This window comes from Bacillus thuringiensis (assembly GCF_001595725.1).
GTDB classification, from domain to species: domain Bacteria; phylum Bacillota; class Bacilli; order Bacillales; family Bacillaceae_G; genus Bacillus_A; species Bacillus_A thuringiensis_K.
In genome coordinates, this window is record NZ_CP014284.1 from 66,324 (window position 1) to 86,796 (window position 20,473).

Consider the following 20,473-nt stretch of genomic DNA (forward strand, 5'->3'; position numbering starts at 1 on the left):
CCATAATAAACAGTAAAGTAACTTTCTTTCAACTGTCTACTATAAGGGGATCATATCAGACTATTAATCTTTCGTGAACTACCCGCCACTTAACTTGCTAACGGAATGTTTAAAGTGGGGGCTTCTCGGTTAATCATTACTTTTGATAGCTAACGAATTTGTCCTAAGACAGCCGAGCTAACTCCCTTGTTCCAAAGGTTATTTTATTGTTATTTATCCTAATGCCAAAAGGCGTATTGCTTCATTTTTGATATTAATAGCTGCGTTATAATCTCTATCGAGCTTTACACCGCATTTACAAGAATAGACTCGTTCAGTCAATGTCATATTTTTCACATTTCCACAATTGCTACATGTTTTTGTGGAAGGAAACCATTTGCCTATTTTCACAAGTTGTTTTCCCTGTTCGTTTAATTTATAAGCTAAGAAAGAAGTGAACATCCCCCCATTATCAGCGCCACTTTTCCCCAAATGAAGTGCTTGCGATATCCCTTTCATGTTGGAAACATAGTATTTACCAGTAAGTGTCATAGAAATCGTACATGACTTGATTATATGGTCTTGTGGTATTTCTCTATGCTGTTTGATACGTACCATTTTCAGTTTTGGCAATTTGATATGACCGTTAAGCAATATAATATTTCCGTTCACTACATTCGTTGTATAAGACTTTCTGTCTTTTTTGCTTTTGAATGTTGGAAAGTCATTTTGACCACGAAAGAAATGCTAATAGGCAGTTTGCAAGTGTAGTTGAGCATTTGCCAAAGCTAATGAATCCACTTCTTTTAACCACTCAAATTCTGTTTTGTATTTTGCAGGAGTGGGAAGCTTTTATTTCTTTAGTTGTTCCTGATCATCTTTGTGTTTTTCATACGCTTGAGGAAGAAGAATTCTTTCAGGGAATTCATTAAAAATATAATAAATGCTCCCTTACCTGATTAAAAGAATACATTCAGGTGAGGAAGCATTTTTTTGCTAATACTTACTAAGTCTCCAACAACTAATGGTTTTGATAAAACACTTTTCTCTAAAAACTATTTATTTTTAGAGAAAACAATATAACTAGGATCATAATAAACCCATTGATTATCCCCTATACTTAACCATCCATTTTGTTCTTTGTATACAGTATATTTTTCATTTTTATTTAATTTACGAATTACTTCATAATTGGTTCCAGGTCCCTTTCTTAAATTAACTCCATTTCCCATTATAGTAACAGTACCTATTACATTGTTGTTATTTCCGTCACTTAATACATGTAACATTCGATTTAAAAACGCCGCTGCTTCTCCACGAGTCGCTATACCTCTTGGCATAAACTCATTTTTCTCATTCCCTTTTACAATTCCAAGTCCATAAACACGTTGTAAAGCTTGTTTATCATATGCCAAGTTTTGATCAGTAAAAGGCAAATCTACTAGCTTTCCAATAATATTTTTATAATGCAATGCTCGATCAATCATTATGACCACTTCATCACGCTTAATTGTGTCATTTGGTGCAAAAATATTATCTCCTCTTCCAATAATGATCCCTGCTGCAGCCGCCCGATTGATTCCATCAATTAATGAAGGATTTGTAGTATGAAGATCTGTAAAATTTGATGTACCTTCAGGTAACTTTAGAGCCCTGGTAATCAAAGTAGCAAATTCTCCACGAGTAACCAGCCGATCCGGCCAATACGAGCCTTGTCCATCTCCTACCATTATTCCTTGTACCGCTAACTCACGAATATCCTTTTCATACCAGCCACCTGTTATATCATCTTTATTGTTAGCATTATAATAAACTTGTGTACCACTTAAAAAATCTCCCCAGGCATTTCGGTTAATCATTTTTGATGGACAAATTTTTCCACTCCAATTTTGATGTTTTACTACATGATCTAAAGAAATGTTCAATTCTTTCATCAAATATGCGGTTAATTTACGAGCATTATCCACTGCTTTATCGTAGTTACCATCACTATTTACAGCAATTTCAATCGCAATCGATTGTCTATTTCCAGTTCCATTTGTTCCATCTCCTGCATGCCAGCCATTTTCATCTAATGGAAGATGTTGATAAATCTCTTTATCATCTACTGTAAAATGCCATGAGGCAGCACGATCTGTATTACCTGTTGCTTGGTTATATAAATATTGGGCATGATTTTTCGCACCTGCACCAGGGCTCTCATTATCTGTTTCATGAATTGTAATATATTTTGCATTCATTGCATAGCCAGGACGAATGTTATCGTTCCCCTTTGGAACAATCCATTCTGTATATGGTACACCATATATAGTGCTTGCATTTAACCTTGTTTGAATTAATGAGGACTTTGTTTCTTTAAATTTAGCGGTGTTCGAGTGAATCCATTTTGTTCCATTTGAAGTTTGAATTTGAAACCATTCGCCAGCTTGTGCTATAGCCTCTACAGTTTGTGGTTGCAAAATAGCGTTTTCCTTAAACTTATCAAATGGAGATGAATACATCTCTGTTTTTTCATTAATTACTAAATCCCTTGAATTATTTGGTAAAGTATATATCTCCCTTTCTTCAAGTGTGTTATCACTAATATATATCCACCCTTTATCTGAATTTGTTTCAATATAATACCAATTATCTTTCTTTTTTGTTCCCTTTACTACTTGATCAGGGACCTGATCAAGTACGGTTGACTGTAGATTAGGAGATTCATATAAGGAAGTTTCCTTTAGAATGTTTATAAGAAAGTCCCCTTGTATTTCGCCATTTTCATTTACCTTATCTCCTCTTCCATCTTCATCCTTCATATGATTTTCAATACTTTTTATCGCTTGCATATCAGAGGAGATTTCTCTCGTTTCTTTTACTCCATTTCCTACTGTAGCTGCAAACGAGGTGGCTGGAACCATTACTACTTGAAATGCTATAACCGTTGCTAAAACGTTGCTTACTCTTTTGTTCATATGTCTTATTAACACGTATTCACTTCTTTGTGCCGTGTTAACTTCCCCCTTTTTCTTGTAAAATAGTTTTAGTAAACTTACATACTTACGTTACTCTTTAATGTCCAATATTTCTCTCCATTTATAATGAAAGAAAACTCAATCCATCCATTTGAATCTTCACGATATGGAATTATTTTTGCACCAGTAGTTAGTATGCCAACTTTATTCTCTGTAATAGTTGAATCACTTTTAATTTGTAAATCAAATGGATATGGTACATGATAGTAAAATCCTGAGTTTAAAACCGTGGCTGCCAGACTAGTTGAAAATGATTTATACGGAATTTCATTTGATAATGCATCAACATCTAATGCGTTTGGATTTTTAGGCAGCATTGTAGCAAATTTATAGTCTTCTAACTTAAATCCTTTTATACGCTCCATAATACTTGCAATTTTTTCAGCCCATTTTGGGTCTGATGCATACTTTACATTCATCCCCGCTAATGTTGGCCCATTATAATAAGTACCGTCTTTTTCTAAGTAATTTTTCCTTACGTAGTTTGCATTATAAGAAATACTATCACTATAAGTCGGTAAATATTTTGCATATTTAAACGGATCGTCATCATATGCACGTAACCCAAACAAATTATGTTTTCGATATGCGATTTCTGATTTTCCATAACCTGATTCTAAAATTGCGTGTGCGGCTAAATAAAGAGCATTAACACCATATTCATTTTGTGCATAAATAAAGTCTTGTCCATGACCAAGTAACGGGCTATCTGCATGATATTTTGCAATAAAATTATCTATCTCTTTCCCACTAATATTTGAAGCTAATGTTAAATCTAAATCTACGTATGAAGTAGCAGTTATATTATTTTCTTCACTTTTCACATTCATTGTACGATATAAGAATTGAGCATACTGTTCACGTTTTACAATCATGTCTGGTTCAAATTTTCCATTTCCAGTCCCTATTGTAATCCCATTTGATTGCAAGGCACTAATTGCATCTTTTGCCCATGAAGTTGTTGGTACATCACTAAATGTATGCTCTGTTTTTACTACCAATCGAAAAGCTTGTTTTAGAACTTGAGCCATTTCAGCACGTGTTAAGGAATCCTTTGGTCTAAAATTACCATGTTCATCCCCTCTAAAAATTCCCAACTTGGTTAAAGTTAAAATTTCATTTGGAAACATTGTTGAACCCTCATTCACATCATGATAAGGGTTGTTATACTCTTTTTTTAATTCTAGGTTTAATGCACGATATATTAATGCTGCTACTTGTTCTCGTGTTACATCATCCCCTAAGCCAAACTTTCCATTGTCATACCCAGCAATAATATTTTTATTAGCTAAATCCATAATTGCTTCATAAGCCCAGTGAGTATTTTGAACATCTGAAAATTCAATCTTTTTGTTATTCCAATTTGCTGGACTGCTCTTGGTTTCCGCAAAAGAAATAATCGGAATCGTTACCACTTGTAATGCCATTGCGATAGATACAATATTACATACTCCTTTTTTCATAGTCATCTTGAACACGATTTCTATTAATCTAAACCATGCTTTTCCTTCCACATTTTTAGTTTTGTTAATTATTAAGACTCATAAGTTTTTAGACTTAAAGCCACCATAAATAATTTTGTAATTTAATATTAGATTTCATTAAGATTTTTTGTGTTATATATTGAATTTATATATAAATAATTCATATTTATATCATTACCCATAAGCATACTTCTCATAAATAGAGCTTAGATTATATTTCCTCTCCAAACTCATTCTTTGCTCGTCTTCACACCAGTAAAATAAGATATCGTGAATTGTGGCATAACGTTTATTTTTTAAAAATAGTCTCATGAATGATGGCAAGCAATCATGTAATTGTATAAATAGATAATTTCTTAGAATCTCTTCCTTGTATTGGATACCTTTACAACTATACATTAATTCTTCAAAATAATATAAATGCTGTGGGACCTGAATCATTTCAAAAAATGGCACATACGATAATAGCTTTCCAATGAAGTGTTCATATTGATTCATTAATTCTTTCGTCATATGTTTCATCATTTCTTTAATTACGTACAAATAATCATCTAAATGCGTTGTCTTTAATGGATTCAATCCATCTGTAATTTGGGCAAGTACAGCCTTTTGACAGGCTATAACAGCTTGACTAGGAACATAATAAGATAAAAATTCCGTGCATTTACGATACTTGGTTGACAAATCATATTTATATAAATCATATAAATATGTATTACAATACATTGCTAGATTCATCATATTATAATCCAATTGTTCTTTTGATAGTATCTTCGCTTGTTTACACATGTAGAAGAATGTAAGTTCTAACACTTCTTTATGAGAAAGTAGACTACTATACTCATTAATGCATTTATCATTAAATTTAATTCTTTCCCAAATTTGAACAGAAGCACTGTCCAATTCACCAACCCGATACTTAACAATTAAATAATTTAAAGCAACCACTTGCGTTAAAAGGTCCCAAGTTTCATATTTCATTGAAGTTTGGACAAAATTATCTAGCCCTTGATCTCTCATAAATTTACTTGCTTCTTTATACCATCCAATTTCTTGACATAAGCGGACAATGCGTATTAAAGTTGGGATACTATCTTTATGAAACTGCGGTAACTCTTTAACTTTATTCATTCCAATTACAATAAACGGCACTAAGTTTTCTTCTTTATAAAACTCTTTTTCTTTCCAAAATAAAATCGTTCGCCTTTTATCATCACCTTTTGGATCACGAGGTACAAGCAAAGAAAATAAATCAGCAAAATTCTTTGGTTCCGTATATGTATCTGTAACCAAGTCCCAATTGGGTTTAGCTTTTCTGAATTCCAAAACAACTCCTCCTCCCATACTTTTTCTAAAGGCGCCATAAAAAAATCCATCAAAATATTAGATAAATGCACTCTTTCCCTAGTAAAAAAATTAAGGTATTCAAATAGGCTTCACTTATTAAAAATTCACTTTAAGAACTATAATGGATGCAAGAATCTTTTACTCTTTAAGGTAGCTATTGATTCTCACCTTTACATTAAATATTTCTTTTTTATTTTATTGCCTTAATTATTTAATTTACTAATTATTTCTTCAAAACATTTGAGTTTTGAATTCATATTTTTTTGATAGATTATATTTTTATAAAACGTAGGCCGCTCTCTATTATAAAACTATTTTTTATAATCCCCTTCAAAAAAACTCCTTTTGTAAAGTGGAATAATATTAGCATTTCTTTTTCCTATATAGCGCTACGATACATACTAACCAAATTACGAATAAGAAAAATTAATTATGGTGTGAAAATTCAATATTCTTGTGAGTAATCTCTAGAACTTAAACATACTAATACTATAATTTCCAATGGAATGTGATTAATATGGCAAAGCAAAATAGTATAGGGAGCAAATTGTGGTTGTATTAAAATCGTTTACTTCTAGTCAGCTACATACGAATTGTTGCTACTAAATAGGGATATGAATGCAAAACTGAATTGTAGAAACGAAACAATTTCCCTTTTAACCGTTAGATTTCTGTACGTAGGAATTTATCACTTCAATCAATCCGTTAGGATGTTAAGTGATGAGTAGTTCATGTTTCTTGAAAGCATTTTTGCTGCAGAACCATAACAACCAAGTATTCCTCTAAAGTAGTTGTAAATATTATTATCAATCACTTTTCCAAAAGTAAATCAACTCCTGTTATTTACATAAAAAAGCACGTCATCCTTTCTTATCCATTTAAGAAAAGAGTAACGTGCTTTTACCGTTGAGGACAGCCTCATACTAGAATATATAATGATAACCTATATCAATTGAATATAAACCAATTTTTCAAGTCTTTGTTATTCCTTATTTTTGAATACTATTATACAGTTTTGTATCTACGGCTTTATGAAATCATTAAATGTTTTAACTTCTTTTATCTTTGGAAGGTATATTTTTTAATATGTAATATGGATTATGGATTCGTTTTTCTATCTCTAGCATAAGTGGACCCATTGCAAAGTCTCACCTACTCCATACTATAGTCTCCCTCTATATACACAAGAACAGTTTCTCTTTAATCATTTATTATAAGAGCACCAAAAGAAACACTCCATTGCACATATACTATTTCCTCTAAAACCCCAAGAAACTTCCAATAAACTTAACTAAAACCTGCATTATATGTCATATTACTAATAATTTTTAATTCTATTAAGTTAAACGTTTTATAATTCATACCAGCCCAAAATAGTGTAATCTAAATACAAATGAAGCCTTTATACATGCAATACATGATAAAAAGGAGATAGCTCTAAAGCTATCTCCTTTTCCATAAACACAATACAATCTACTTATTCCATTACCTTTTCAATTATAGGCATTACTGCAATTGGTGGTAATGATGCAGTCCAAGCAACCGCATATACATTCAATTTTTCTCCTAACATATAATTCTCACCACTAGAAACAGGAACTCTTAAAATTTTATTTTGAGAAATTAGCTTGCTCCAATCATTTTGATAAAAAATTGCCTCTTCTTTTGTAGAAGTATCAGCAACAACTAAATAATTATTATCTAATGAAATGATATATCCAGTGAAGGGTGTTTGTTCTTGTTTTTGAATAGAAGAATAAAGTTGATGATTTACTGACACCTCCTTAGAATCTGCGAAAGCTGGTGCTACTCCAAAAGTAAATCCACATCCTAGTGTAAAAGCCGTTACTACTGTTACTAATTTTTGTTTGTTTGAAATCATAATAAAACCTCCTTTGTTTTTTCCTACACAGATACATTTCTATTTTTGCATATATAAAACCTTCTTTATTCCTCCATTTAACAAATTTGTAACAAAACAAGCAATTTAATACATTAACTATCGTTTATATTGATATTATGCTATAATGACTACCTTATCCTCTATAGTTTCCCTATTCTCCTACTGATTTTCCGCCCCTCCTCAATATAAATATGTTAAATTTTCTAATGATATTGAAAGAAAACTGACTTTACCTTTTTCTCTGTATCAACTTATTTGAAAGTAATTTTTAATGAAAAGATGTTTAAAAAATATAAATTTGAAAAATCTTTTTAGCAAAATTCTTAACTAGAATTGGTGCTAAAATATTGATTGTTGATGGGTCAAAAGAAGACGTTTTCTAAATTTATAAACTTGATAAACTATCGTTTCAACTTTATCAAAATGTTGTTATTGAGTCCTCTATTTAAAACAATCGGTCTTTCATTTTCAATTCAAAACTACTAACTAATAAATCATTTATATAGATACCAATGATTTTTCGGTTAATGGTTTCCACATATCTTTATCCATCTTTAGCATTCTTGAATTTATTAAACAAAAAAACTATTTTCTTTCTGTATAATTTCAAAAAGACTAGTGTTTTTTAATATATTTCTCTTATCTTGGAAGTACCGTTGCGTAATCCTTGATATAGTAATGAAAATTTCTCATAGCCTAGTAAGTAAACAATTTTATATTAATCTCTTCGAATTTTACTCATCTAAATCTCTATTACTCCTACTTCTATTTAATATTTCTAATAATATAAACATCCATTGAATTTTAACAATTAATAAATTAAATTTGAATATTTATAGTATATTTAACCCTTTATACACAAAAAACAACCCTATATGTTAAAGATATATGAATATTAAGAGTAAAGATAGTAAGGATTGAGCAAACATTCTTATATTAATATGAAATTTGTAAGATCCAGCATTTATAGTTATCATAAAATTTATGTAAAATGTGAGAATTTTCATATTTTAACTGGTTTTTACTTCATGTTTTTATTGTTCTTCCATAAATTATTATTAGATGTATAAAACAAATACTTATTTTTCGTCTGTTTATATTAAAAATCTTACACTTATCACTAGAAAATAGAGAAGGCTATAAAGATGAATAATAAATTATAATTTACAAACAAACGTAAAAGAAAAAAAGGTTTTCCACAAAGCGGGCCAATTGATGGTAAAATTACATCTACAGGTGGAATTTTTGATGAAATTCACGATCAACAAACATCAAATCGTTGGTATAAGAATACGACTAAAGGGGGATTAAATACATTTACGTAGAAATACACTGCAACGCATCCTACAAGTAAATGGCATTAAAAAAGGTTGGAATCCAAATAAACCATTAACAAGAACAGGCCTTGAACCAATTGGAAAGGTCGAGCATGATGGCTCTCAAGCTTCAAATAATCTAACCCATACAATTAATGTACCAACTGACCGTAGCGAATACCACGTCATTTTAGCTGTATGGGATGTATCTAATACTTCAAATGCTTTCTACAATGTAATAGATGTCAATTTAGTAAATGATGAAAATCCTGATTTGGAAGCCCCAACTCAACCAACTGGATTACATACAAATAGAATTACTTCTAGCAGTATTGAGCTAAATTGGAATTCTTCTACAGACAATGTAGGTGTATAAGAATTTCAAATTTTACGCAATGGAAAAGTTATTGAAACTGTAGTTGGAAATACATCCGAGGAAAATCAACCTTTAATCGTAAAGACAACAGAGGATATTCCAGATACAGAAGCTCCAATTCACCCAACTGCGCTTCATAGCATGGGAGTAACATCTTCAAGTGTAGATTTAATGTGGAATGCATCAGACGATAATATGGAAGTTGATCATTACGCTATTTATAGCCAAACATCGACAGGGCAAATGAAAGTAGTTGGAACATCTAAAACTACTTCTTTTGTGGACTAACATCTACAATCAAATACTACGTATAAATATGTAGTTACTGCAGTAGATACAGCCGGAAATGAATCTATTAAAAGTAAAACCTTGACTATAACTACAAAAGAACTAGGTTCATCTTATGAGCAATGGAATGCATACAAAGCATATACAAAAGGCGATAAAGTAGAACACAAAGGCAAAATATACGAAGCCGTTCAAAGTTATCAAGGACAGGGGGACCCAAATTAGATATTTGTATTATTATTATGGAAAGAATTCACAAATAAATAATTTGTAACTTTCACAAAAGTCTAAAGGATTTAATTGTGAAATATTAAAAAAATCTTTTCATATAGAATACGAAGCGGACAATACTTCATTTAGTGGAATATTGTCCTTTTCAATTAAAGGATACTATTACTAAACCAATCTTTATATACTTATAAATGATTCAATTCCTCCTCATTTTCTAAAACTATAAGTAGCCATGAAGGAAACACAAATGATAAGAAAATACATACCTCTAGATATAATCATAATATTAATATGCCTTTCTCCTCATAGGACTCAGGCTCATGTTAAATGGTTCACGACAATTGTACCAGAGAAGAAAAATCTAGAGGACATAATCAATCCATTGTTTCTCATCGTTGCTTTATTGTCAGCTGTTACACTAGCTACATTACCTTTTATCTTAGCTAAAATAAATGAATGTAGGTGGTCACAAAAAATTGAAATTAGACTAAAATCCTTCGATATTTACACCAATTATATCTTGAAATATGGAACTGCAACAGCTTCTACAATCCAAATACTATCAGGTACTATATTTGCACTCGAGTTCCCCATTCAATCAGGGATTATTAAGGTAATAATAGTAGGAATTATTTCCCTCCTAATTATCCCCCATTACATTGGAACGACAATATTAGTGCTTTTGGAATAATAGGTTTATATATGGCTTACAGTAGACACTGATTTTTCACGTACAATTGATGATATATTTTATATTGCTATCGCAATCCACTTACTTTTAAGTCATAGAAAATATAAAAAATTAGTATTCCAATATTATATTTTGGTATCGGTTTCTCTTTTTCTGGGTAACAATTGAAAAACTATTCTATCCATTTTAACACGTAATTTTATTCACAAACCCTATGTTTCCTAGGTGTTGGATGGACCGTAATGCTAAAAAATCCACTTACACCTTGATAATTAAAATTCAGAAAAGTATCCATTTATACCCAAAATGTCTTTTGAATTTATATTTCTTTAAATTACCCATTCTGCTAATTCACTCAACAAATTTGCCTCAGAATTTAAAGTTTAGAAATTTTTACAAACATAATCTTATTTAAGCCTTATTACACTGAATATTCAGTCTTATATATTTAATAACATTTTTGCAATTAAGAAATAAATTACTAATCCAGTTCCATCAACAAGTGTTGTAATAAATGGACCAGAAACAACAGCAGGATCTAGTTTTAATTTTCTAAGAATCAATGGTAACAGAGCTGCTACTATTGATGCCCAAAGAACAATAAAAAACAAAGTAATTGCTACAACTTGAGCCACCTCTGTTCCAACTCCCAACATATATGCGCGAATAATACCAGCTACACCAAGTGTCAATCCCAGTAGAATTCCTATTAAAGCCTCTTTCTTTATTACACGAAAAATATCTTTAAATTTCACTTCTCCAAGACCAATTGCACGAATAACTGTTGCAACAACCTGTGTACCAGTATTTCCTCCTGTACCTACTAATAGTGGAATAAAGAATGCAAGGGCAACCACTTTTTCAAGTGAATCTTCAAAATGATGAAGTACTGTACCTGTATATGCTTCAGCTATAAACAAAAGGAGTAACCAAGGAAGGCGTTTTGAATAAACTTTCCAAATAGAAGTTTCAAAATAAGGTTTACTTAAAGGTTCACTACCACCCAACTTTTGAATATCTTCAGTCGCTTCTTCTTCCATTACATCCATTACATCGTCAAATGTTATAATTCCAATCATTTTATTGCTGATTGTCGTTACAGGTATAGCAGATAAATTATTATTAGTTAGTTTTTTGACCACCTCTTTTTGATCGACTTCAACATATACTGAAATAACATCTTGAATCATTATATTTGACAAAATTTCCTTAGCCGGCGCTATCAATAACTCACGTATGGAAACGATACCGTTTAATTGACCATAGTTGTCTAGAATATAAATGTAGGATATAGATTCTACATTTGAAGCAAATTTTCTAATGTGTTCTAAGGTTGTTTCTACTGACCAACTGTCTTTAGCAGAAATATAATCACTTGTTACAAGACTACCGGCTGTCTCAGGTTTAAATTTCATTAAATCCTTTACTTTTTGTTGTTTAGCCTTGTCTAGATATTCCATTAATTTCTCTTCTTGTCTCGGATGAATAAATAAAAATAGGTCAACAAGATCATCAATGGGTTGTAAATTTAGCAATGTCTTAGCTTTATCTACAGATAAATGAATTAAAATTCGATGTTGTTCCTCTGCACTCATATGTTTAAGAACTTTAGAACTTTGTTTAATTGGCATCATATCCATTAATAATATTTGATCTTTGAGTGAAACACTTTTAATTTCTTGTGCAATATCAAAAGGCGGATGATGTGACAATTCCTCTACACTTAAAGTGTCTCTATTTATTAGTAATTGATTTAATCTCTTATTCATTTTAATTCCTCCTCATAATTACTAGGGTTACTCTAGATTTTACGTTGATTATTAAAGTTATTTAATATATCTAATTTTCTATAGGCATTCCATTAGCAATTCTATTATCATCATTTTTTAAATAGCCTCTAAATTCATAAATAACATGTTAAGTCATCCCTCCTACTTTAAAATTCTCTATACAAAATTACATACAAATAACCTTAAACAAAAAAACCTTTACTCAAAAAGGAGTAAAGGTTTTTCAACACAAAAATCACTAGCAAGATGTCACTATTATCCTAGTGACATCTTGCTAATATATTGTATCCCTCTCCCTCGTTGAGTTTTAGCACTGTACAGCATAGGTTTAAAACCAGCTACATTAAGAAGAGCCTTAATCCGACCATTCCTGTTGACCCATTGGCGTCTCTCGACATTTTTGGGCAGCAGCGTTTCTCTATACAGGAGCCTCACCTAACAAAGACAATTTAATTACTATTAAAATATAAAGTGCCTTTTATAGTATGTCAATATTTTTTTAATTTTTATAATTAGTAATTTATCTCATTTTAAACCGATTTAACTTACCAAAACACCTTCAAGGACTTTAAAAATGTTTTTGGTTGAAAGTCAATATTATATTCATAACAACATTAATTAAAGAAAGATTTATATAATAATTCATAATATATTTTTCTGAATTAGTTAGAAATTTTATCATTTATAAATTATCAAAAAATAATAGCAACCCCTGCTATTTATATAAAAAAGCACATTACTCTTTTCTTATCCATTTAAGAAAAGAGTAATATGCTTATACCGTTGAGAACAGCCTCATACTAGAATATATAATGATAACCTATATCAATTGAATACAAACTAATTTTTCAAGTATTTGTTATTCCTTATTTTTGAATACTATTATACAATTTTGTATCTACAGCTTTATTAATTTCAATTGTTTTAGTCTTAATAGATTCTTTTACAATATTTGAGGAGTCTTTAACTTCCATTTGCAGCAGAATCCCTGTATTTGGATCAATATTCAATTTAAAAGTTTTTGCGTCATACCTTTCATCATAGCCATTGTGAAGAAGTCCTTCAATAACTACAGTATCAATATTCGCTATTTTCTCTTGCCCTGTAATATTCCATTTTGTTTTCTCTGAAAGGAATCCCATAGCAAAATCTTCTGGGAATAATGACGTTTTCGCGATTCTCATGTAAGCAGGATCTAATCTATGTATATAAGTTTTCTCCCCATCTTGCTCAATAACACGTTGATTTATATTAGAGTCTTTTAATTCAGTTCTTTCTTCATTTGTAATTGGTGGAGTTGCCACTGTGTAAGTTTTTGGCTTAGAATCTTTTGTCACACTATTTGTCTGAAAGTCTGCGGATCCACTGTTAAAATTATTGAGGCTTTCTCCATCATAAGTACTAATTTCATATCCAGATTCTATGGTCCCTTCTTTTAGGTTTTTATGATTTGCTGTAGCAATTCCTCTAACTTTTTCATAGGATCTCGGTTTATCTGAAAGATCAGTTTGATACTCTACTAACAAATGATAATTACCATTAGTACTAAAATATTCGAATGAACCCTTTGCTGTTTTAAAATGATCAATTGAATTTAACATCAAAGTTTGAATTTTTTGCTTTTCTTCATCACTGTTTTTTAATGGAATAGACTTTTTATTAATGTTTTCATTTTCACTTGCAGCATAAACTTTTGTATTTTGGTTATCTCTTAAATCAAAATTGCCATATGCTAATGTTGTTGCTAAAATTCCTCCAGCTACTCCTGTAATAATAAACTTTTTTTTCAATTGAATTCCCTCCACTTTTAATAGTCTATTTTGGTAGCATCTGCTCCTACACTACCCGATTTCGTAGTTAAATATCCATTAATAGCAATCAAGTGATTATATCCTTGATATCTTTTTAAAGATGACCATCCACTAGGTGCAGTATTTTGATTTATATATACATAACCACCATTTTCGCCTATTTGATAAGCAGTCGATGAATTATTAAAATTCTTATTACTTAAATATACACCATAATTTCCTGTAACATTTTTGACATTATATCCCCAAACATAACCAGAGTATTGAAAACTACCTGATCCAGCCGATGCAATCCTATAATCATTGTTATATCCAGAACCCGTACCATACGTCCAACTTCCACTTTGTGATGTTTGTCCTGGAGCAGTGCTTAGTGCATCATTATCTAGAACAGCCGCAGAGGCACTGCCAGAAGAAATAGCTAAACCTATACCTAATGCAGATAATAATGTAAATAGTTTTCTTTTTTTAATCATTTTCTAACTCCTTTTATATATTATTTGTCGTATATTATGTACAAAAACTTATCTTGTTTTTTTGCATTTAGGAGAAAATTTTATATTTGGGTATCCATTTTTTAATAAGTTTTGTACTTAACTTTAAAATACCTAATGTCATATTATTTTTCAATGTAATTACTTAATAATATAATTTAAAGAAATTTAGTGCTGTTTCTATATGTTTTTCTATATAAATACTATTTAATCTATATAAAATTATATATCATAGTAATATCTATAATATCTAGCATACAATAAATATGTATTTTATTAATAAATTGTCAATAAATTGCTAAATATTTAAAACATATAACATGTTTAACTAAATTAAATGAAATTTATTCTCTCCTTCTTCCGGATTTGATAGATCTAGTTGCCATAATCATAAACTCAGTGGATTATTGTTGTTGGATGAATTTACAACCTAATTCCTCCAGTGTTTCAGAAACATTACCATATCTAAAAAACCAATTTAAATAGTACTCTACTTGAATTGGTTTCTCTTAAACTATTTCATTTAATCTTTTATCTGTTACAAAGAGTATATTCATTTCGAAAGCTTTTAATAGAACTAAATAACAGTGTATTTAAGCACCAACCAATATAAGGGATACGAATCATGTTTCCCCATGGAAAAACGTACGTTTCTGTTGGTAGGTGTTTTGTACAGATTGCTATTTGAAAACTAAAGATATGATGTTGTAATAGGAAGTCTTCAACAAAGTGTAAACTTACAAAGTAGAGTGAAAACCAAGCAAATTTCGCAGTGTACTAGGGGTTAATATAAATATACTTTACAATGCAGGAACTACGGATAGATCCTATTAAATAATTAGTGAATACTCTAGTGTTCGTACAAATACTTTACTTCACGTTTAACTAAGTGGCCGTAAGTCAATTAAATTACATCATTTATTTTTGAAACATGTATTTTTTCCTAATAGTTCACACGGACTATAAACCCATTTGCTATTTCTACCATAAGTGGAGCTAGCACATAACTCTCGACTTCTTCCATACTAGATAAACCCTCTAAATAGGCAAGGGCATCTTGTATTTTTCCATTAGGTGAACTACCCGCCACTTAACGTCCTAACGGACTGTTTGAAGTGGGGGCTTCTCGGCTAGTCGTTACTTTTGGTAGCTAACGAATTCGTCCTAAGACAGCCGAGCTAACTCCCTTGTTCCAAGGGTTATTTTATTGCTATCTATGCTAACGCCAATAGGCGTATTGTTTCATTTTTGATATTGATAGCTGCGTTATAATCTCTATCGAGATTTACACCGCATATACAAGAATAGACTCGCTCAGACAATGACATATTTTTCACATTTCCACAACTGCTACATGTTTTTGTGGAAGGAAACCATTTGTCTATTTTCACAAGCTGTTTGCCTTGCTCATTTAGTTTATAAGCTAAGAAAAAAGTGAACATACCCCAAGCATTATCAGCGACGCTTTTTCCAAAATGAAGTGCTTGCGATATTCCCTTCATATTTAGATCTTCAATAGCTACAACATCAAAATGAGTAGCTAACTCTTTAGACTTATGATGAAGGAAGTTCTTACGTTGGTTTGCTACTTTTTCATGCAGCTTAGCTACACGGATACGTTGTTTATTCCAACGCCCTGAACCTTTTGTACGTCTTGATAATACTCGTTGAGCCTTTGCTAATCGGTCTAACATTTCACGATAGAACTTAGGATAATTGGCTCTCTCACCCTCAGAACTAACGTATAATCGATCCATCGCAAAGTCTAATCCAACAATTGTTTCTACTTCTTTTTGTACAATCTCTTTTTCGTATTCAGTCAAGATAGACACATAGTATTTACCAGTAGGTGTCATAGAAATCGTACATGACTTGATTACATGGTCTTGTGGTATTTCTCTATGCTGTTTGATACGTACCATTTTCAGTTTTGGCAATTTGATATGACCGTTAAGCAATATAATATTTCCGTTCACTACATTCGTTGTATAAGACTTTCTGTCTTTTTTGCTTTTGAATGTTGGGAAGTCATTTTGACCACGAAAGAAATTCTTATAGGCAGTTTGCAAGTGTAGTTGAGCATTTGCCAAAGCTAATGAATCAACTTCTTTTAGCCATTCAAATTCTGCTTTGTATTTTGCAGGAGTGGGAAGCTTTTGTTTCTTTAGTTGATCCTTATCATCTTTATGTTTTTCATACGCTTCTTTCCGTTCAGCTAACATTCTGTTATACACGAAACGTACACAACCGAAGGTTTTACGCATAAGATGTGCTTGGTCTTCTGTTGGATACAAACGGAATTTATATGCTTTATTCTGCTTTGTCATATCATTTCACCTCACTTTTCACTTTGATTTTCAATATATGTTTTTACTACGTCTATTGGCGAACCACCAGTAGTTAGCAAACAAAAACTTCTTGACCAAAACATCTCTTTCCAAAGTTTCTTTTTCACTTGTGGAAAGTCTCTTTTAATAAGTCGAGAACTTGCACTTTTATAAGCATTGATGAATTTTGTCATTTCTGTATTAGGGTGTGCCTTGAACAAAATATGAACATGATCTATATCATGATTCCATTCAACTAATGTGATGTTATAGCTTTCAGATAGTCGAACAAACATATCTTTTGCATAGTCTGACATATCATCAGCAAACACATTTCTTCTGTATTTCACGACCAACACAAGGTGATAATACAAAAAGAATACTGAATGGTTATTACTATCTAATTTCATTTATATACCAACCTTTATCATTTATAAGACTGATTATATCAGAGGCAAAATAAAAAGGAAAACCTTTTGGCTACGCCAAAACGAAATTCACCTTCCACCTACCGTTGGGCTACGCCCTTCACACGCTTGAGGAAGGAGAATTCTTTCGGGAAATTCGTTAAAAACGTCCTAAAGATCACATCAAAACAATTATGATACATGGAGTGAAAAAGCTTTATATTTTCATCCACATCAGCAAACAAGGGAAAATATTGTTCATTTATATGTATTTGTTGCGATTGAAGTTGCTCGTTCTTATAAAAAATAATTAAATGATACTAAGAAATTTAGTATCGTTTTTTCTTATATTTATCATTTTAGCCAAGAAGACTCCTTCCTCAAGGAGGGTGAAGGGTCACAGCCCAGTGAGTAAGTGGGTGATGAATTAGCTTCGAACAAGGGATGGCAGGAAGCCATCTTGATTGTTCGACATACAGAAAGTGTTACTCCTCTACCTATCAAATATACGTTCGGCGTATAATAAACATATACCAAAATGTAGGTGAATCAAATAATGATGAATAAGGCCTATAAGTTTTGTATCTATCCAAATCAAGCACAAGCAATTCTAATCAACAAAACGATTGGGTGTTCTCGCTTTGTATTCAATCATTTCCTATCCTTATGGGATCACGCATACAAAGAGACAGGGAAAGGTTTAACATATGGTACATGCTCTGCCAAACTTCCTGCCATGAAGAAAGAGCTTATTTGGCTAAAAGAAGTGGATAGTATTGCGATTCAGTCGTCTGTTCGCAACCTTGCGGATGCTTATACCCACTTTTTCAAAAAACAAAACAGCGCACCGCGCTTTAAATCTGAGAAGAACAACATACAATCTTATACCACAAAACAAACAAATGAAAACATTGCCGTTGTAGGGAACAAAATAAAGTTGCCGAAACTAGGCCTTGTTCGATTAGCCAAAAGTCGCGAAGTAGAGGGGCGTATTGTAAATGCTACAGTTAGACGGAACCCTTCTGGTAGATATTTTGTGTTACTATTAGTTGAAACAGAAGTACAAGAACTTCCGAAAACACATTCTTACATTGGAATAGATGTAGGACTAAAAGATTTCGCTATTTTGTCAGATGGAACACACTATGAAAATCCGAAGTTTTTCCGATCATTAGAAGATAAGTTGGCAAAAGCACAGCGCGTGCTTTCTAGAAGAATGAAAGGTTCTTCTCGCTGGAATAAACAACGAGTAAAGGTAGCTAGAATTCATGAATACATATCAAATACTAGAAAAGATTACTTGGACAAAATTTCAACTGAAATCACCAAAAACCACGATGTTATCAGTATAGAGGATTTGCAAGTATCGAATATGTTAAAGAATCAAAAGTTAGCAAAAGCAATTAGTGAGGTATCTTGGTCGCAATTTCGATCCATGTTAGAATACAAAGCAAAATGGTATGGCAAACAAGTTATTGTCGTATCGAAAACATTTGCTTCCAGCCAATTATGTTCTTGTTGTGGATATCAAAATAAAGACGTTAAAAATCTAAACCTACGTGAATGGGACTGTCCTTCTTGTTGTACACACCATGATAGGGATATTAACGCAAGTATCAATCTAAAGAATGAAGCGATAAGGCTTCTAACCGCAAGGACTGCGAGGTTAGCCTAATCAATTAAAGTTCGATAGAACTCTTTACTTAGGAATCCCTCACTTCTAAACGAAGTGAAAGTGGGGGTAGTTCAAAATAATTATATAGAATATTTATTAATTTAATATTAAATTAGTGGACAGTAGGTAAGAATTTAATCAAGAAGAAGAATTTATATTTCATGATAAAAGCCCAATTCATTTTAATATGATTTGGGCTTTATCTATCCATTATTTGTGTACTATTTAGTTTTATTTAAAAACTCAAGGACTTTGTTAAAAGTATCTTGACCTGCTAAAGTATTCATTTTAAATTGAAATTCATGTCCTAACTCGCCATAAAAATTTTTATCAAAGAAAAGATTATCTACTACTACACCTTCACTTTGTAAGGCAGTAACCAATGCTTTTCCTTGTTCTTCAAACGATGCAGTATTACCATCAGTTATAAAAGTTGGTGGATAATCTTTTGTAACATAGTCTAATATTGAGGCTATTTTTGTTTCGGTTAATTCTTCCCATTTTTTTTCACCCATATAAGCCCAACCAGCACTATGCATAAATTCTTGTATTTCTTTAGTCGATTGTATTTTAGCAAATGCAGACATACTATATGGACCGCAAAATAATAATACTCCCTTTATTGTTGAAGCATCCACAATAGGATCAATTCTAGTTAATTTCGCATACTCTATAGAAGTTTGGATATTAACAAATTGACCAGATATTTGTGCTCCCGCAGAATCTCCTGCAAAATATACACGATCTAGTTTCAGGTCATATTTTTTTGCATTTTCTTTTATATATCCATAAGCTTCACCTAATTGGAGTACTGGTGTAGGATATTGTTTTTTTGGAGCAAGAGCATAGTTTATATTTACTACTGCATAACCACAAGCTGCCAATTCTACCGCATAACCTGTAATATCTGATTTATCTCCCCCGACAAAGCCCCCTCCATGAACCCAAAAAATAATGGGAGTTGATTCTGTATGGTTTTTTGGATAAATAAGATCTAATGTACCATCTGGAAATTTAGAATTATAATCAACATCCTTAACAACTATAGTTTCTTTTAGGGCATTTCCGTAATTGTTGGATTGTTCAAATACTCCGCCTTCAAAAGCTTTTTTGATTATAAACGCCTTCGGGAATGGTGAAATATTCCAATAAATAATTCCGGCAAGAACTAATGCAAAAACTATTATAAAAAATATATACATTCTTTTCTCCATAACCTTTTAGACTTTCGCTGTTTTATTTGCATTTTAAAATTTTCTCCTTTTCTTATGTATTTAACTTGAAATTTCTCCAGAAAAATTCTTTTATTCATCTAGTCGCCTTATTATCTGTTTTGT

The 20,473-nt window shown here is 31.5% G+C and carries 12 protein-coding genes, 3 pseudogenes and 1 riboswitch; of the genes and pseudogenes, 3 read left to right on the forward strand and 12 right to left on the reverse strand.

Annotation, left to right across the window (positions count from 1 at the left end; all coding sequences use genetic code 11):
• Window positions 1-213 precede the first annotated feature (213 nt).
• From AXW78_RS29145 to AXW78_RS29165, 5 genes and pseudogenes are all read right to left on the reverse strand, one after another.
• A pseudogene (locus tag AXW78_RS29145) lies at window positions 214-924 on the reverse strand (zinc ribbon domain-containing protein).
• 110 nt (window positions 925-1,034) lie between these two features.
• Window positions 1,035-2,936, reverse strand: a complete 1,902-nt coding sequence (locus AXW78_RS29150; RefSeq protein WP_061885195.1) for an N-acetylmuramoyl-L-alanine amidase — start codon at window positions 2,934-2,936, stop codon at window positions 1,035-1,037.
• Between the two features lie 77 nt (window positions 2,937-3,013).
• Window positions 3,014-4,459 (reverse strand): S-layer homology domain-containing protein, encoded by a 1,446-nt coding sequence (locus AXW78_RS29155; protein WP_061885196.1) that lies wholly within the window; start codon window positions 4,457-4,459, stop codon window positions 3,014-3,016.
• Window positions 4,460-4,654: 195 nt separating this feature from the next.
• Entirely contained in the window at window positions 4,655-5,806 is a 1,152-nt protein-coding gene (locus AXW78_RS29160; protein ID WP_081114073.1) for a DUF3965 domain-containing protein, read from the reverse strand.
• Between the two features lie 1,498 nt (window positions 5,807-7,304).
• Window positions 7,305-7,709 carry a DUF3221 domain-containing protein gene (locus AXW78_RS29165; protein ID WP_061885053.1) on the reverse strand — a complete coding sequence of 135 codons (405 nt, stop codon included), beginning with the start codon at window positions 7,707-7,709 and terminating at the stop codon, window positions 7,305-7,307.
• 1,208 nt (window positions 7,710-8,917) lie between these two features.
• On the opposite strand from AXW78_RS29165, the pseudogene AXW78_RS29170 reads away from it, so the two are divergent.
• Together AXW78_RS29170 and AXW78_RS29175 are read left to right on the forward strand one after the other, a co-directional pair.
• Window positions 8,918-9,935 (forward strand): annotated as a pseudogene (locus tag AXW78_RS29170) (lytic polysaccharide monooxygenase); the annotation flags it as partial.
• A 253-nt stretch (window positions 9,936-10,188) separates the two neighbouring features.
• Entirely contained in the window at window positions 10,189-10,632 is a 444-nt protein-coding gene (locus tag AXW78_RS29175; protein ID WP_231122478.1) for a hypothetical protein, read from the forward strand.
• Between the two features lie 440 nt (window positions 10,633-11,072).
• Here the strand turns inward: AXW78_RS29175 and mgtE are convergent, their stop codons facing one another.
• The 6 genes from mgtE to tnpA all read right to left on the reverse strand — a co-directional run bounded on the left by mgtE (window position 11,073) and on the right by tnpA (window position 17,464).
• Entirely contained in the window at window positions 11,073-12,401 is a 1,329-nt protein-coding gene (gene mgtE, locus AXW78_RS29180; protein ID WP_061885054.1) for a magnesium transporter, read from the reverse strand.
• Between the two features lie 307 nt (window positions 12,402-12,708).
• Window positions 12,709-12,872, reverse strand: a riboswitch (M-box (ykoK) riboswitch).
• Between the two features lie 416 nt (window positions 12,873-13,288).
• The gene (locus tag AXW78_RS29185) at window positions 13,289-14,212 is read right to left on the reverse strand and encodes a hypothetical protein (RefSeq protein WP_061885055.1); all 924 of its coding nucleotides are present in this window, start codon (window positions 14,210-14,212) and stop codon (window positions 13,289-13,291) included.
• Between the two features lie 17 nt (window positions 14,213-14,229).
• Window positions 14,230-14,709 (reverse strand): carbohydrate-binding protein, encoded by a 480-nt coding sequence (locus AXW78_RS29190; protein ID WP_061885056.1) that lies wholly within the window; start codon window positions 14,707-14,709, stop codon window positions 14,230-14,232.
• A gap of 961 nt (window positions 14,710-15,670) precedes the next feature.
• Window positions 15,671-15,817, reverse strand: coding sequence for a hypothetical protein (locus AXW78_RS34125; RefSeq protein ID WP_155722455.1), 147 nt, complete (start codon window positions 15,815-15,817; stop codon window positions 15,671-15,673).
• A gap of 124 nt (window positions 15,818-15,941) precedes the next feature.
• Window positions 15,942-17,054, reverse strand: coding sequence for an RNA-guided endonuclease TnpB family protein (locus tag AXW78_RS29195; protein ID WP_061885057.1), 1,113 nt, complete (start codon window positions 17,052-17,054; stop codon window positions 15,942-15,944).
• An 11-nt stretch (window positions 17,055-17,065) separates the two neighbouring features.
• Window positions 17,066-17,464, reverse strand: a complete 399-nt coding sequence (tnpA, locus tag AXW78_RS29200) for an IS200/IS605 family transposase (RefSeq protein WP_061885058.1) — start codon at window positions 17,462-17,464, stop codon at window positions 17,066-17,068.
• 553 nt (window positions 17,465-18,017) lie between these two features.
• On the opposite strand from tnpA, the gene tnpB reads away from it, so the two are divergent.
• A complete protein-coding gene (gene tnpB / locus AXW78_RS29205) occupies window positions 18,018-19,136 on the forward strand; it encodes an IS200/IS605 family element RNA-guided endonuclease TnpB (RefSeq protein ID WP_061885059.1) in 1,119 nt (372 codons plus the stop codon).
• Between the two features lie 221 nt (window positions 19,137-19,357).
• Here the strand turns inward: tnpB and AXW78_RS29210 are convergent.
• A pseudogene (locus tag AXW78_RS29210) lies at window positions 19,358-20,382 on the reverse strand (alpha/beta hydrolase).
• Window positions 20,383-20,473: the final 91 nt, after the last annotated feature.

What these genes read in the sequence shown, in the direction of transcription:
- AXW78_RS29165 (WP_061885053.1), bottom strand. Translation starts at nt 7,709, where the DNA reads ATGATTTCAAACAAACAAAAATTAGTAACAGTAGTAACGGCTTTTACA.
- AXW78_RS29190 (WP_061885056.1), bottom strand. Translation starts at nt 14,709, where the DNA reads ATGATTAAAAAAAGAAAACTATTTACATTATTATCTGCATTAGGTATA.
- AXW78_RS29155 (WP_061885196.1), bottom strand. Translation starts at nt 4,459, where the DNA reads ATGAAAAAAGGAGTATGTAATATTGTATCTATCGCAATGGCATTACAA.
- tnpB (WP_061885059.1), top strand. Translation starts at nt 18,018, where the DNA reads ATGATGAATAAGGCCTATAAGTTTTGTATCTATCCAAATCAAGCACAA.
- AXW78_RS29150 (WP_061885195.1), bottom strand. Translation starts at nt 2,936, where the DNA reads ATGAACAAAAGAGTAAGCAACGTTTTAGCAACGGTTATAGCATTTCAA.
- mgtE (WP_061885054.1), bottom strand. Translation starts at nt 12,401, where the DNA reads ATGAATAAGAGATTAAATCAATTACTAATAAATAGAGACACTTTAAGT.
- AXW78_RS29195 (WP_061885057.1), bottom strand. Translation starts at nt 17,054, where the DNA reads ATGACAAAGCAGAATAAAGCATATAAATTCCGTTTGTATCCAACAGAA.
- tnpA (WP_061885058.1), bottom strand. Translation starts at nt 17,464, where the DNA reads ATGAAATTAGATAGTAATAACCATTCAGTATTCTTTTTGTATTATCAC.
- AXW78_RS29175 (WP_231122478.1), top strand. Translation starts at nt 10,189, where the DNA reads ATGATAAGAAAATACATACCTCTAGATATAATCATAATATTAATATGC.